Source organism: Erwinia sp. ErVv1, from assembly GCF_900068895.1.
Taxonomy (GTDB): domain Bacteria; phylum Pseudomonadota; class Gammaproteobacteria; order Enterobacterales; family Enterobacteriaceae; genus Erwinia.
Map to the genome: position 1 here is coordinate 313,245 of NZ_CDPK01000003.1, position 14,126 is coordinate 327,370.

At 54.5% G+C, this 14,126-nt stretch carries 15 protein-coding genes, 4 tRNA genes and 2 pseudogenes; 8 read left to right on the forward strand and 13 right to left on the reverse strand.

What is annotated here, in order from left to right:
- Window positions 1-8: 8 nt before the first annotated feature.
- Window positions 9-467 (reverse strand): methylglyoxal synthase, encoded by a 459-nt coding sequence (locus tag A1830_RS05615; protein ID WP_067702973.1) that lies wholly within the window; start codon window positions 465-467, stop codon window positions 9-11.
- Window positions 468-546: 79 nt separating this feature from the next.
- Window positions 547-1,191 (reverse strand): YccT family protein, encoded by a 645-nt coding sequence (locus tag A1830_RS05620; RefSeq protein WP_067702976.1) that lies wholly within the window; start codon window positions 1,189-1,191, stop codon window positions 547-549.
- A 188-nt stretch (window positions 1,192-1,379) separates the two neighbouring features.
- Here A1830_RS05620 and A1830_RS05625 point away from each other — a divergent pair, with 188 nt between their 5' ends.
- Entirely contained in the window at window positions 1,380-1,796 is a 417-nt protein-coding gene (locus A1830_RS05625; protein ID WP_067702979.1) for a CoA-binding protein, read from the forward strand.
- A 78-nt stretch (window positions 1,797-1,874) separates the two neighbouring features.
- On the opposite strand, the gene hspQ is transcribed toward A1830_RS05625, so the two are convergent.
- Window positions 1,875-2,192 carry a heat shock protein HspQ gene (gene hspQ / locus A1830_RS05630; RefSeq protein ID WP_067702981.1) on the reverse strand — a complete coding sequence of 106 codons (318 nt, stop codon included), beginning with the start codon at window positions 2,190-2,192 and terminating at the stop codon, window positions 1,875-1,877.
- Between the two features lie 60 nt (window positions 2,193-2,252).
- Window positions 2,253-3,443 (reverse strand): 23S rRNA (cytosine(1962)-C(5))-methyltransferase RlmI, encoded by a 1,191-nt coding sequence (rlmI, locus tag A1830_RS05635; RefSeq protein WP_067702985.1) that lies wholly within the window; start codon window positions 3,441-3,443, stop codon window positions 2,253-2,255.
- A gap of 86 nt (window positions 3,444-3,529) precedes the next feature.
- Between rlmI and yccX the strand changes: the two genes are divergently transcribed.
- Window positions 3,530-3,808, forward strand: a complete 279-nt coding sequence (yccX, locus tag A1830_RS05640) for an acylphosphatase (RefSeq protein ID WP_067702989.1) — start codon at window positions 3,530-3,532, stop codon at window positions 3,806-3,808.
- Window positions 3,809-3,857: 49 nt separating this feature from the next.
- Here yccX and A1830_RS05645 read toward each other — a convergent pair whose 3' ends face one another.
- Window positions 3,858-4,184 carry a TusE/DsrC/DsvC family sulfur relay protein gene (locus A1830_RS05645; RefSeq protein WP_067702992.1) on the reverse strand — a complete coding sequence of 109 codons (327 nt, stop codon included), beginning with the start codon at window positions 4,182-4,184 and terminating at the stop codon, window positions 3,858-3,860.
- 325 nt (window positions 4,185-4,509) lie between these two features.
- Here A1830_RS05645 and A1830_RS05650 point away from each other — a divergent pair.
- From A1830_RS05650 to agp, 5 genes and pseudogenes are all read left to right on the forward strand, one after another.
- Window positions 4,510-4,594, forward strand: a tRNA-Ser gene (locus A1830_RS05650).
- Between the two features lie 4 nt (window positions 4,595-4,598).
- Window positions 4,599-4,686 (forward strand) — tRNA-Ser (locus A1830_RS05655).
- Between the two features lie 305 nt (window positions 4,687-4,991).
- A tRNA-Ser gene (locus A1830_RS05660) sits at window positions 4,992-5,076 on the forward strand.
- A gap of 5 nt (window positions 5,077-5,081) precedes the next feature.
- Window positions 5,082-5,169 (forward strand) — tRNA-Ser (locus A1830_RS05665).
- Between the two features lie 322 nt (window positions 5,170-5,491).
- Window positions 5,492-7,125, forward strand: a pseudogene (agp, locus tag A1830_RS05670) (bifunctional glucose-1-phosphatase/inositol phosphatase).
- A 144-nt stretch (window positions 7,126-7,269) separates the two neighbouring features.
- Here agp and A1830_RS05675 read toward each other — a convergent pair.
- The 3 genes and pseudogenes from A1830_RS05675 to wrbA form a co-directional block, all read right to left on the reverse strand.
- Window positions 7,270-8,649, reverse strand: a pseudogene (locus A1830_RS05675) (NAD-dependent succinate-semialdehyde dehydrogenase); the annotation flags it as partial.
- A gap of 169 nt (window positions 8,650-8,818) precedes the next feature.
- On the reverse strand, window positions 8,819-9,049 hold the full coding sequence (locus A1830_RS05680; protein ID WP_067702997.1) for a YccJ family protein: 231 nt from the start codon (window positions 9,047-9,049) through the stop codon (window positions 8,819-8,821).
- A 22-nt stretch (window positions 9,050-9,071) separates the two neighbouring features.
- Window positions 9,072-9,671: an NAD(P)H:quinone oxidoreductase gene (gene wrbA, locus A1830_RS05685; protein WP_067703001.1), complete on the reverse strand. Its 600-nt coding sequence runs from the start codon at window positions 9,669-9,671 to the stop codon at window positions 9,072-9,074.
- Between the two features lie 442 nt (window positions 9,672-10,113).
- Between wrbA and A1830_RS05690 the strand changes: the two genes are divergently transcribed.
- On the forward strand, window positions 10,114-10,302 hold the full coding sequence (locus A1830_RS05690) for a con-10 family general stress protein (protein WP_067703003.1): 189 nt from the start codon (window positions 10,114-10,116) through the stop codon (window positions 10,300-10,302).
- Between the two features lie 62 nt (window positions 10,303-10,364).
- Here the strand turns inward: A1830_RS05690 and rutG are convergent, their stop codons facing one another.
- Genes rutG through rutC form a run of 5 tightly spaced genes read right to left on the reverse strand, consistent with a single transcriptional unit; the run spans window position 10,365 to window position 14,105 of the window.
- A complete protein-coding gene (gene rutG, locus A1830_RS05695) occupies window positions 10,365-11,693 on the reverse strand; it encodes a pyrimidine utilization transport protein G (RefSeq protein WP_067703006.1) in 1,329 nt (442 codons plus the stop codon).
- 48 nt (window positions 11,694-11,741) lie between these two features.
- The gene (gene rutF, locus A1830_RS05700; protein ID WP_067703008.1) at window positions 11,742-12,266 is read right to left on the reverse strand and encodes an NADH-dependent FMN reductase RutF; all 525 of its coding nucleotides are present in this window, start codon (window positions 12,264-12,266) and stop codon (window positions 11,742-11,744) included.
- 45 nt (window positions 12,267-12,311) lie between these two features.
- Complete coding sequence (locus A1830_RS05705; RefSeq protein ID WP_067703009.1) at window positions 12,312-12,902, reverse strand: malonic semialdehyde reductase; 591 nt, start codon at window positions 12,900-12,902, stop codon at window positions 12,312-12,314.
- Between the two features lie 11 nt (window positions 12,903-12,913).
- On the reverse strand, window positions 12,914-13,711 hold the full coding sequence (gene rutD, locus A1830_RS05710; protein WP_067703011.1) for a pyrimidine utilization protein D: 798 nt from the start codon (window positions 13,709-13,711) through the stop codon (window positions 12,914-12,916).
- On the reverse strand, window positions 13,701-14,105 hold the full coding sequence (gene rutC / locus A1830_RS05715; protein ID WP_067703013.1) for a pyrimidine utilization protein C: 405 nt from the start codon (window positions 14,103-14,105) through the stop codon (window positions 13,701-13,703). The genes rutD and rutC overlap by 11 nt, the downstream gene beginning before the upstream one ends.
- Window positions 14,106-14,126 lie beyond the last annotated feature (21 nt).

Consider the following 14,126-nt stretch of genomic DNA (forward strand, 5'->3'; position numbering starts at 1 on the left):
CAACACAATCAGTTCAGGCGTTCCTGCAGATAGCGCTGGTAGTCGGGGATGATAATCTCGACCGGCCGGGTAAAAAGTGGCGAATGGATAATGAAATCAGCCGTCGCGCGATTCGTTGCTACCGGAATATTCCATACGGTCGCCAGGCGCAGTAGTGCTTTTACATCTGGATCGTGGGGGACGGCGTTTAACGGATCCCAGAAGAAAAAAAGCACGTCGATTTTAAGTTCTGCAATCAGTGCGCCAACCTGTTGATCGCCGCCCATTGGCCCGCTAAGCATCGCCGTTACCGGAAGTCCGGTCGCGCGCTGCACCAGGTTACCCGTAGTGCCGGTAGCGTACAGCGTGTGTGCGCTGAGTATCTCTTTATGGATACCGACCCACTCCATCAGCGACGTTTTACAGTGGTCATGCGCGACCAGCGCAATATGTTTTTTTTCCTGAATAGTGCGAGTGGTTTGTTCCATGCCGGTTTCCTGGTTTCACAACAATAGGTGAGGGAGATAACCCTGTACCTGCCGATTTTAAGCGGCAGGGCAGCATACATCAACTGGTACGCAGTGCCTGCATGAGGACCATAAATCGCTGACGCGTAGCAGAGTCAACCTGCTGATACCAGAGATAGAGCAGCCGTCCACCGGGATGTTGACTGCTGGCGAGATCGTCCGGACTTTCGCTAGCCGCTGCGCCCGGCTTTGGCTGACGGGCAAAACGCGCGACCGACGCGACGTTCCCTTTCAAATTGTAGATAACCATCGCCTGTTCAAAATCCATACTGCCCGCCGTGTTCAAGCGGTCGCGCTGACTCTCAATCAGTACCCCCTTTTCATCGACCAGCTGAAAATCTGCATTTTTGTCAAAAGCCTTCCTTAAAGGATGGCTGGTCAGAAGGGGGAGTTTGATAGTGACCGAACGGGCATGCACCGTGTTGAAGGTGACGATCATCGGGGCCGAGAGCCACATCTCATTTTGCTGTGGCCCTTTTTGCAGATTTTTTTCGACTCGAAACAAAAACTGGTGCTGACCGCGTTCCAGTTCAAGGCCCTCGGCACCTTTTAATAACGAACCCGATATTTTATGACCATCAAGAACCAACAGATCGATATCAGGCGAAAGCTTCAGGGTGGTGGCCTGCGTGCTTATCGCAACCAGCATCGCCAGTAGCCCTGTCAGGGACAGACGCAGCTTCATTCTTTCTCCAGCCGGCGGGAATGCGAGTACAGTGAATGTATCAAAGTCTTTCATTATGGCACAGCATTAACATTTTTACATACTCTTAGTGCGGTTTAGTCCAGCCAGTACGCAATAAACCGGCCCAGTCATTAACGAAGTACTCAGAAGGGCATAAAATAAGAGGATTGAATAATGAGGAGGATGCTATGCAGGATAAAATGATTGCGGAGATTTTAGGCGGTACGCAGCATATTGCGCTGGTGGGTGCGAGTGATAAACCCGCGCGAGCCAGCTATGGAGTCATGTCCTATCTGTTATCTCAGGGCTATAAAGTGACCCCGGTCAGTCCGAAGCTTGAGGGGAAGGTTCTGCTGGGCCAAAAGGCTTATGCATCGCTTGAAGATATTCCCGAACCGGTAGACATGGTGGATGTTTTTCGCAATTCGGAAGCCGCTTACGGTGTGGCCCAGGAGGCGATTGCCATTGGGGCGAAATCGCTCTGGCTCCAGCTCGGGGTGATCAACGAGCAGGCTGCGGTGCTGGCAGAGAGTGCTGGCCTGAAGGTGGTGATGGATCGCTGCCCTAAAATTGAAATACCGCGCCTCGGCCTGGAAAAAGCGTAACAGGAGCCGCGTCCGGCTGGAAAAAATAAAAGCCCGCAGCGCGGGCTTTTGAGGGGAGTGACTCTCCCTGCACGACAGTTAATTTCTCAGGCGCGGTGCCTGGAGCTGCTGGCGTATAGAGGCGGCCAGCTCGTCCATGGAGGGCTGTTCGGGGTGATCGCCGGGCAGCGCCCATGAGAGCTGCGCTTCAGCGAGATAGGTGTGTACCGTTTCCCCCTCTTCATTTTCCATGACGACATGGTACCAGGGCGCATGCCGAAGCGAGCCGCTGGTGGTGGTATCATCGACCTCCTGATCCTCCAGAGAGTATTCGGGGTCGACATCAACTACCACGCCTAAGAATCCATGCAGCTGATGCCGCACCTGCTGACCCAGTCCAAATTTGCTGGCAATCATCGTAATCTCCTGAGAAACATGCCCTGTCAATAACATGGGGGCAGGGGCGATGTTTTCAAGTCACAGCACGTGGCAGGCAAAACCCTTCAGATACATTCCTTCCGGGTAGCTGGCGATCACCGGATGGTCGGCGGCCTGACGGAACTGTTCGATAAACTGAACGTCACGCTGCGCATCAAGCGCGGCATCGGCGATAATTTTCTGAAATAAATCAGTCGGCATCAGTCCCGAGCAGGAGAAGGTGAGCAACATGCCGCCGGGGTTCAACAGCTGCATGGCCAGCATATTGATATCCTTATACCCCCGACAGGCACCCGCAAGCTGATTTTTGTTTTCAACAAATTTCGGGGGATCCATTACGATAAGATCAAATTTCTCTCCCTCGTCGCGATAGCGCCTGAGCAGCTTGAAAACGTCATCACGCAGGAATTCGGCTTTTGACACGTCAAGGCCGTTGAGTTCGATATTCTGACGGGCCACGTCCAGCGCACCCTGTGAGGTATCAACGCTAATGACCTGCTTACAGCCTCCCATCAGCGCTGAAACCGCGAAACCTCCGGTGTAGGAGAAGCAGTTGAGCACGCGTCGATCCTTTGCGTAGCTACGCGTAGCGAGGCGGCTGTCGCGCTGATCGAGATAGTAGCCCGTTTTATGGCCGGTCTGGATATCAACCAGCAGCTTCATACCGTGTTCAGTGATCGGCAGCAGGTCGGGAGGCGTGTCGCCTAGCACCGTACCCTGCGTCAGAGGCAGGCCCTCTTTTTTACGCACGCTAACGTCGGAACGATCGTAGATAGCACAGCTGGGGTAGCAGATTTGTAACGCGGAAATCAGGGCAGCACGCTGGTATTCAGCCCCGGCTGAAAGCAGCTGAAGCACCAGGAAGTGGCCAAAACGATCAATGGTGACACCCGGTAAACCATCGGACTCGCCCGCAATCAGACGGTAGCTGTCCAGATTATCGCGTGCAGCAAGCCAGTCACGCAGCTGCTGAGCGGCGTTAAGGCGACGGACAAAAAAGTCGACATCAATGACTTCGTCCTGCTGCCAGGTCCATACGCGGGCGCGGATTTGTGACGAGGGTGACCAGGCCGCGCGGGCCAGCCATTTCCCCTGGCTGTCGCAGACATCGATGGTTTCGCCCGACTGGGCTTTTCCTTCCATTTTGGCTATCGCGCCGGAAAAAACCCAGGGGTGACGACGGAGCAGTGACTTTTCACGCCCTTTGGCAAGAATTAAACGAACACTCATATTTGCTATGCTTACAGTCAGAAAAACAGCGTTTATTGTCCGGTGCCAGCCGGGAAAATGCAATCTGCGTCTTTACGGGAGGGAATATGGCGATAGTGTGTACACGAGCCTGGGTTCATGGCCTGGTACAGGGGGTAGGGTTCCGATACAGCACCCAGCGTGAAGCGAAGGCGCTTGGCCTGAAAGGATATGCAAAGAATCTGGATGACGGCAGCGTTGAGGTGGTTGCGTGGGGAAAAGAGGAACGGGTTGAGGCGTTGTTGACCTGGTTAAGAGCAGGGGGCCCTCGCAGCGCACGCGTGGATAAGGTGCTCGCTGAACCCTGCCCGCCGGGCGACGAACCGGGCGGCTTTACGACAAATTAGTCATTACGCGCCTGCGGACGAGGGTGTGAATATTGCACGCCTGTAGATATCAGAGGCATCTGGCGGGTTTTGGCAGGCCCGCTATTTTAGTGGCCTGTTTTGCCGGACCCTGAGGGAAAAGGCGGAAGAGATAACGGCTGTTGCCCTTTTCTTCACCGTGCTCTTTCGCCATCGCTTTCACCAACATACGGACGGCAGGGGAGGTGTTGAACTCCAGATAGAAGCTGCGCACCAGCCGAATAACCTCCCAGTGGGCCTCAGTGAGTACAATCGCCTCTTCAGCGGCAAGCAGGGGCGCTAACGCTTCATGCCAGTCACTCGTCGATTTCAGATACCCCTGCGCATCGCGCTCAATTTCTTTACCTTCAAAAAACACCCTGTAACCTCTCTCTGGTTTATCGGCGGCCAGTGTAGCAAATTTTCCGGGTAAAAAATAAAGCCCGGGGCGCGATGTAAAGGGGTTTAGCTTCGCTGACCGCTGACCGCCACATGATGTCTGGAAAGAGATCTGCACTCTGGCCTTCAGATATAAGGAAGGGGTCACAGGGGCGGAAGCGAGCCGCCGGCACGATTAATTGCTGATTTAGTGCGCTTCCTGGCGATTTTAGCGGCAAATGAAAAGCGAATGACTGTTTTTAAAGCAACTGAATTAAAACCTGCTTTACATCGACAGGGCGGATGTTTATAGTGCGCCTCATTGCGGAGGGGTGGCCGAGTGGCTGAAGGCACCGGTCTTGAAAACCGGCGACGGGAAACCGTTCGAGAGTTCGAATCTCTCCTCCTCCGCNGCGGAGGGGTGGCCGAGTGGCTGAAGGCACCGGTCTTGAAAACCGGCGACGGGAAACCGTTCGAGAGTTCGAATCTCTCCTCCTCCGCCATAAAATTTAACGGGTCAGCGAAAGCTGGCCCGTTTTGCATTTATAACCGCATACCTTATTCATGCCAGACTCCAGACTCCAGACTCCAGACTCCAGACTCCAGACTCCAGACTCCAGACTCCAGACTCCAGACTCCAGACTCCAGCACCCCTTTTCCCCCTCACTTTAAAATTAATTGCATAAAAGCGCATAATTTCAACAAAATACGAAAAAAAAGCTTGGCAAGCTCGGTAACAATCCCTATACTGCGCCCCATCAGTTGCTCAGGACGTTTTCTTAAACCGAATGAGTAAAGGATAAAGTGCGGAGGGGTGGCCGAGTGGCTGAAGGCACCGGTCTTGAAAACCGGCGACGGGAAACCGTTCGAGAGTTCGAATCTCTCCTCCTCCGCNTGCGGAGGGGTGGCCGAGTGGCTGAAGGCACCGGTCTTGAAAACCGGCGACGGGAAACCGTTCGAGAGTTCGAATCTCTCCTCCTCCGCCATCAAATTCGACGGGTCAGCGTAAGCTGGCCCGTTTTGCTTTTATCTCCCTGCGCCATCCGGTGAAGCCCACATTTCGTTCTGCAGTACATTATCCTCCCGAAATGATTAGAGCATTCCTAAAACATCTTGTATCTTTTCAATCTCCTGATGCGTCTTAAGCGTAAAAGCGATAGTCTGCTATAAACTCAACACGGTTAACGAATGCCCATGCCTGCCTGTGTTCTGGTGGGTGCCACTGCGAGTGGCGTCTGCGCTGTTGGCGTTTTCAACCGCATCGCCTTAAACGGCTGGGCTAAACACCCTTGAATTGATGGAAAAAACATGATTAAAAAATTTAGTCTCTGCGCGTTAGCAGTTTGCTCGGCACTTACCGGGGTGTCAGCCTTTGCAGCTGACGGTGACTACCAGCTTGAACAAGTCCTGATGATGAGCCGCCATAATCTTCGCGCGCCGCTGGCAGATAACGGCAGCGTACTGGCGCAGGCAACCAAAAAAGCCTGGCCAAAGTGGGACGTTGCTGGTGGTCAGCTCACCACCAAGGGCGGCGTGCTGGAAGTGTATATGGGGCGCTACACCCGTGAATGGCTGGCGCAGCAGGGCCTGGTGAAGGATGGCGAATGCCCGGCAAATGATGATATCTACGCCTATGCCAACAGCCTTCAGCGTACCGTCGCGACGGCACAATTTTTCACTACTGGCGCCTTCCCTGGCTGCGATATTCCTGTCACTCACCAGGATGCGATGGGTGAAATGGATCCGGTATTCAACCCGATCATTACCGACGGCAGTGATACCTTTAATAAGCAGGCGCTGACCGCGATGAATAGCGCAGGCGATAAGCTGGCGCTTAAGCCCGCCTTCCAGCGTCTGGAAAAGATCATTGATTATAAAAATTCGCCAGCCTGTCGTGATAAAAAGCAGTGTGACCTCGCAAGCGACAACCAGAACAAATTTACCGCAGAAAATGGTAAAGAGCCGGGCGTCTCCGGGCCGCTGAAAGTCGGAAACTCGCTGGTCGACGCTTTCACCCTGCAATATTACGAAGGTCTGCCGCTGNGGATGAAGATAAGGCGAGTGCGCCTAAGGTCACGCTGCTGGTGGGACATGACTCCAACATCGCGTCTTTGCTGACCGCCCTGGATTTCAAACCCTATACGCTGCCCGGTCAAAATGAGCGCACGCCGATTGGTGGGATGATTCAGTTCCAGCGCTGGCATGATAAGAAAAACAATCAGGAACTGGTGAAGGTGGAATACGTTTACCAGACCAGCGATCAGTTGCGTAATGCAACCCCGCTCTCGCTGGATACGCCACCCCAGCGCGTGACGTTGCAGATGAACGGCTGTACGACGGATGCTAACGGCTTCTGTCCATGGGATCAGTTTACTCAGGTCCTGAATAAAGCCATTCAGGGAACGCCAATGGCAGCCAGCGCCGCCCAGTCGGCCGCCACTCCCGCCACCCCAGCAGACAAAGCAGAAGCGGATAAGGCCGCAGCAAATAAAGCGGCTGGCGAAAAAGCAGCTAAAGAGGGTGCAGCAGGTGACAAGGCTGGTAAGGACAACGTGACGTCTGACCGCGCCGCCGCCGATAAAGCGGCTGAGGATAAGCGCGCCGCAGATAAGATTGATAAGGCGAAGGCCAACGAGAAAGCAAAAGCCGATCAGAAGGTTAAGGCTGACGACAAAGCCAGTGCCGATCAGAAAGCCAAGGCTGACGAGAAAGCCAGTGCCGATCAGAAAGCCAAGGCTGATGATAAAGCCAGTGCCGATCAGAAAGCCAAGGCTGACGACAAAGCCAGTGCCGATCAGAAAGCCAAGGCTGATGATAAAGCCAGTGCCGATCAGAAAGCCAAAACTGATGACAAAGCTAAGGCGGATGATAAAAATAACGCGGCACCATCAGATGCCGTTACGCCAGCGCAGCCAGTGCCACAGACTGATAAAGCGTCCTGATTCACAGGTAATGGCGTAAAAAAAAGGCCGACGATGTCGGCCTTTTCTCTGTCTGTCTGTCTGTCTGTCTGTCAGTCAGTCAGTCTGTCTGTCCGTCGTCTGTCAGCGGGGCGGGATGCCTGTTCGACTCGCTGACATTAACGGTCAGTCAGCGCTGACGACAACCAGCTTCTGATTCACAAACTCTTTGATGCCCAGATCGGACAGTTCACGCCCAAAGCCAGAACGCTTCACGCCGCCAAAGGGAAGCTCAGCAGAGGTATCAGTAGCGGAGTTGATATACACCATGCCGGTTTCAATCTGCGAGGCCAGTTTCTTACCGCGTTCGATATCACGGGTAAATACTGCACCGCCCAGGCCATAGTGTGAGTCGTTCGCCAGCTTCACCACTTCCTCATCATTTTTTACGACATAAACCTGCGCCACCGGGCCAAAGAACTCTTCGAACCAGGCAGGATTGTCACGCGTAATGCCAGAGAGAATAGTTGGCTCGAAGAAACAGCCTTTGCCATCTACTGCCTTACCGCCCACGTGCAGTTTGGCCCCTTTTGCTACCGCTTCATTCACCTGTTTCACCAGGGTGTCGCGCGCAGAAGAAGAAGACAGAGGGCCAAGCGTGGTGCTTTCGTCCAGCGGATCGCCGATTTTAACGTCACGGAATGCCTGAGTGAATTTTTCAAAGAAAGCGTCAGCCACCTTCTCCTGAACGATAAAGCGTTTCGCAGCAGTACATACCTGACCACAGTTATTCAGACGCGCACCGACACCCGCCTTAATTGCTTTATCAAGATCGCAGTCATCAAGCACCACAAAGACATCATTACCGCCCAGCTCAAGGGTGGTTTTCTTCAGGTATTTACCTGCCTGTTCGGCAACGGCACTGCCCGCACGTTCTGAACCGGTTAGCGCAGCACCCTGCACGCGGTCATCGGCAATCAGCTCTGCAACCTGATCGCTGCTGATAAACAGATTTGTCCAGACGCCTTTAGGCGCGCCGGCTTCGTTAACCAGCTGTTCAAACAGAGAAGCACAGTGAGGCACGTTTGAAGCATGCTTAAGCAGTACGGGGTTACCTGCGGCCAGGTTAGGGGCCAGCACGCGCATCAGCTGATAAAACGGGAAGTTCCACGGTTCAACGGCCACCAGCACGCCAATCGGGTGATTTTCAACCCAGGCTTCGCCCAATTCACTGGGATAACGCACCGGCGCAAGAAAGCGTTCAGCATTTTCAGCGTAATAGCGGGCAATCTGTGCGCACAGCTGCACTTCGCTGCGGCTCTGACCAATGAGTTTGCCCATCTCAACGCTTGCCGCTTTGGCCAGCTCTTCGACGCGGCCTTCAATCAGTTCTGCAAGCTTCTTCAGCACCTGAAGACGCGGCTGGATCGGGCCTTTCGACCAGCTGGAATGGTAGAGATCGTCGGCGGTAGATAATGCCTGCTCGACCTGATCGGCACTGTGGGCGGGCCAGGTTTTAATAAGTTCGTTACTGGTGGGATTAATTGTCTGATAAGACGACATATTGCGCTCCTTTACGAATAAGCTGCCTGGCTCTCAGGCCTGAAATGTGGATTAAGCGTAGTCGAAAGAACACTAATTTCACAACGTTATCAGTTGACAAAAAAAGTCGGAATATTCCGCTTTAAGGCAGCAAAAAGGGCGGAAAAACCCGCCCCGGGATGATTTAATGACGTTATACGTTTTTTCTTTCGACGGTTTTGTTGTCCCAGGTGAGGACGTCTTTATCGGTTTTTTCAAAGGCGCGAAGTAAAACATCATCGCTCCCCTGTTGCTCCCAAATCTCCTCGGCCAGCTTTTCGTCGTAGTTAGCCACTTCGAATATGGCTTCAGCAATCTCCGGAGAGGTTGCGCGCAGGCTTGCCCATTCTCCAACGTGATGTTCTTTAGATTGTTGCGTTGCCATGTTTACTCTCCTGTGAAGTGTGTTATCCGTTCAGCTTAACGGCCAGTCCAGCGACATATTCGCCCTGAAAACGCGCTATATTCAGCTCGGTCTCGCTGGGCTGGCGGGAGCCGTCTCCGCCCGCAAGGGTGGTTGCGCCGTAGGGGGTACCACCACGCACCTGGGAAATATCAAAGAGTTCCTTCGCCGCATACCCAATTGGCACGATAACCATGCCGTGATGAGCGAGGGTAGTCCAGGTTGACGAAATAGTGTGTTCCTGTCCACCACCGGTACCTGTGGACGCAAAGACGCTGCCTAATTTGCCGTGCAGAGCACCCGACGCCCAAAGGCCGCCCGTTCTGTCAAGAAAGGTGCGCATCTGTCCCGTCATGTTACCGAAGCGCGTCGGCGTACCGAAAAGAATGGCATCGTAATTTACAAGCTCATCGGGGGTGGCAATAGCAGCAGACTGCTGCGTTTTGCCGCCAGCCTGAGCAAAGTGTTCGTCATCCATCGTTTCAGGTACGCGACGTATCGTTACTTCGGCACCGCTGACGCGTTTTGCCCCTTCGGCAACCGCATTTGCCATGGTCTCAATGTGTCCATACATCGAGTAGTAAAGCACCAGTATTTTGGCCATTGACTCCCTCCTTGATAAAATTAAAGGCATTTGCCGGGCGGCTTAAGCCGGGCCAGCCTGTTAAAGGACCGGAAAGCTTGTCAGCGTACTGACAACAAACTTCCTTTTTTATCTTCAGTGAATTGTCAGGGAATAAGTATAGAAGAGGATCACAGTTTTGCTGGGATTTGCCTGTTTCAGGCACCCGGCGAAGAGGTTTGTGTCATGACGGGGAACTAATACATTAGATTGTTTTATACTATTTGCTGGCGCTGATTAATGATTACGTCGTAATTAATTTGTCTTAAATCTCACCGCTGAGTATAAATATTCGCCAACTTTACCCGGTAATCTATGCTTAATAACGTGGCGGCAGCAAATAAACGTCGTCGTCCCTGGGCAGCTTTCAGCCGGGTGAAATAATCAACGCAGTATGATGGCTTAACTATAGCGGAGGTAAGAGATGGCAGAGCATCGTGGTGGATCGGGAAATTTCGCTGAAGACCGTAAACGCGCATCAGAAGCAGGCCGTAAAGGGGGGAAAGCCAGCGGGGGTAACTTTAAGAATGACCCTAAACGTGCCTCTGAAGCGGGCGAGAAGGGAGGCCGCAATAGTCACGGTAATCGGGCAAAAGCTGATGACGCGTCGTAATCGGCAATGATCCAGCGAGCAGACCCCGTCAGGCCGCCGGGTTTACCCGGCGGCGATAACCTTTAGTGCTCCGGTTCGACCGCCGGGCTGTCAGGCAGTGCCGCCTTACGTTGATGATTTAATATGGCATTAAGCAAAATAGCGCCAAAGGTCGCGGTACCGATACCGCCGAGGGTAAAGCTTCCAATCCGCAGTGAGAAGTCCCCCGCACCGGCCACCAGCGTGACGGCAGCCATAATCAGGTTACCGTTCTGACCCAGATCGACGCCATTTTGTACCCAAATTCTTGCGCCTGCGACCGCAATAAGTCCGAAGACCACGATTGACGCTCCTCCAATCACCGGGCCTGGGATAGTGTGGATCAGTGCGCCAAACTTGGGTGAAAACCCGAGCAAAATGGCAATCACTGCGGCAGCAACAAAGACCAGCGTCGAATAGACCCGGGTAACAGCCATCACGCCGATATTCTCGGCATAAGTCGTGACTCCGCTGCCGCCGGATGCCCCTGAAATCAGGGTTGCCAGACCGTCACCCACAAAGGCCCGCCCCATCCAGGGATCCATGTTTTTACCCGTCATCCCCGCCACCGCTTTAATATGCCCAAGATTTTCAGCCACCAGAATCACAGCCACCGGTGCTATCAAAAATATGGCATGGCTGTCGAAGGAGGGGGCGGTTGTGGTAGGCAAACCAAACCAGGGGGCATTATCGATCAGGGAGAAGTTCACCGGTTGCCCAAGCCCCAGTCCGTTGGTTAACAGCATATAAATCGCACAGGCAGCAATCAGACCGACCAGAATCAGCAGCCGCTGCACCATACCCCGGGTGAAAACGGCGACAGCGCCAATACAAACCAGCGTGATCACCGCCATCCAGCTGTCAAACTGGGAGGCAGACACGCTGCGAATCGCAATGGGCGCCAGATTCAACCCGATGGCCATCACTACCGCGCCGGTGACCACCGGCGGCATCATCTTCTCGATCCAGCGCGTACCCGTTTTCATCACCACCAGGCCAATCACGGTATAAATCAGGCCGCAGGCCATAACGCCCCCCAGCGCCACGCTAAGGTGGGGGTTAATCCCCTGTCCCGTAAACCCGGTGACGGTAATGACCACCCCGACAAAAGCCGCGCTGGAACCCAGGTAGCTGGGGACGCGGCCTCCGGTGACCAGGAAGAACAGTAGCGTCCCCACGCCCGACATCAGCACGCAGAGATTGGGGTCAAGCCCCATTAATAGCGGCATCAGTACCGTCGCACCAAACATGGCGACCGCGTGTTGAAGTCCCATGATTATCGTCTGACCCAGCGGTAGCGTTTCATCCGGGGCTACAACCCCCTGCGCCGACGCGGAATGTTTCTGCCATTTTGGAAACCAGGAAGCTGCCATCGTTTTCTCCAGTAGAGTAAATAGTGCCGTGACCGCCGGGTGCAGGGATCAGACGAGCTGTCGCCGTAAAGGGTGATAACGCCGATCGAAGTAGATCAGACCGTGCGTATCGTCATTTGAAATCAGCGCCTGAACCTCGCAGATCAAAATGTCATGGGTGCTGACATTCACTACCTGAGAGACGCGACAGTCGAAAGAGGCGACGGCACCGGTGAGGATCGGCGAACCCGTTATCAACGTGGTCCAGTCGGCGGCGATAAAGCGCTCCTCCATTGGCGTTTTGCCACCAAACAGGGTAGAGAGATCTTCATGATCGGAGGCCAGCGTATTGATGCAGAGCTGCTGATTTTTTCTAAAAATCTCATAGACCGAGGCGGAACGGTTCAGGCAGACCAACAGCGTTGGAGGCGTATCGGTCACGCTGCAGACCGCCGAGGCGGTAAAGCCCGCCCGGCCAGCCGGACCATCGGTGGTGATAATATTCACCGCAGCCCCAAGGCGGGACATGGCATTGCGGAAATCCTGTTTTTCAACCCCGCTGATAGCGGCTGTTACGGGCGTAGCCAGAGTCATATTATTTCCTTTATTCACAGGGAGAGCGATGGTGATGTTCTGCTATCACTCCAGGGTACAGGCGGTAGCGAAATCCAGCCGCGGCAGACGGGGATAAACACTGTCCGGGTCGCCGTAGCCGATGTTGATCAGCAGGTTACTTTTCCAGCCGCTCTCCGCGAAGAAGGCCGCATCCACCGCCTCGCGGTCAAAGCCGGACATCGGACCGGTATCCAGGCCGCTCGCTCTGCATGCCGCGATCAAATAGGCCGCCTGCATTGAGCTGTTGCGAAAGGCGGTCTCCACGGCAAGTTCAGGACTGCTGGTAAACCAGGCGCGGGCATCCGCATAAGGAAAAAGTTCCGGCAGCCGGTTATAGAAAAGCGGATCCCAGGCAACAATGGCCGTGACCGGTGCGGTCATGGTTTTTTCGAGGTTGCCGCTGGACAGCGCAGGCTTAAGGCGTGCTTTACCGGCCTCGCTGCGAATAAAGGAAAATCTCGCTGGGCCACAGTTAGCCGAGGTTGGCCCCATCTTAACCAGGTCGTAAATCGCCCGGATCTGCTCATCGCTGACGGGACGATCCTGCCAGCCGTTACAGGTGCGGGCGGCGGTGAACAGCGTTTCTAATGCCGTCGTATTCAGTTTCTCTGCCATCGTGGCTCCGGTTATGCGTTTACATCGTGAGTCGGTCTTTCCTGCAGCCAGTTCAGCAGCAGCAGGTTGAATTCATCGCTGGCGGTAACGCTCATGGCATGACCTCCCCAGGGCATTTTGACGACGCTTGCGTGGGGGAGCGCCTGCTCCAGCTTTTGCGAACAGGTCCAGGGCACCAGCAGATCGTCCTGTGAACAGATAAGCAGCACGGGTGGGGTAACAGACTGCGCCTGCGTCGTGAAATCACAGGCCATCAGGGCGTGCAGGCGGCGCAGAAGATTATCGCGGCCCTGAAAATGCGCCACGTGCAGCGCATCCTCCGCCTCAATGCGCGTCTGGTTCTCCGACAGCCAGTCGGCAGGATAGAGGAACAGCGGCTGGGCCTGGACAAAGCTCTCCACACCTGCCCTGAGCAGCAGAGTCTGACGGACGTCAAAGCAGCGGCGGGTATGGGCATCCAGCCGAAGCCAGCCGTTAACAATGACCAGTCCCTGCACCCGATCGGGAAAGTCGAGCGCCATCTGCATACCGATTGCGCCGCCAAGCGCATGGCCGATAACCTCATAGCGTTCAACGCCTTTTTCAGCCAGGGCCTGCGCAAGTTCTGCCGCCATATCCTTTATGCTGTAGCCTTCTGGTAGCGTATCGGCACTGCGACCCGTGCCACGCTGGTCATACACAGCAACCTGATAGTCACGGGATAACGCAGCCATTTGCGGGCGCCAGAAGCTCCCTAATCCGCCGAGTCCGGCAGAGAGAACCAGCGTCCTGACCCCGGCATGCGCCGGCCCGGTCAGTTCAATATGCATGCCTGTCTCCGCCTCCGATATGCGCTACGCTGGAAATTTCAATCAGCGCATCAGGCTTCACCAGCCCACACTGGATGCAGAACCGTGCCGGTTTCTCGCCGGGAAAGTAGTCGGCATAAACCTGATTGACTGCCGCATAGTTGCTCCAGTCGGTAATAAAGATGGAGTTGAAGGTGACGTCATCCAGCGTCCCTCCGGCGGTTTCAATCACGCTTTTTATGCTCTCCAGAACGTGACGCGTCTGGGCAGCGGCATCGCCGACGTGCACCACGTTGTTATCTTTATCAAACGGCAATGTGCCGGAGACATAGACTATGCCGTCGGCCAGCGTACCTGGCACAAAAGGGGCGATCGGATTGCCGCTACCCGGCGGGGGGATAATGGTTTTTGGCATGTAAGGTGCTCCTTTATCGGG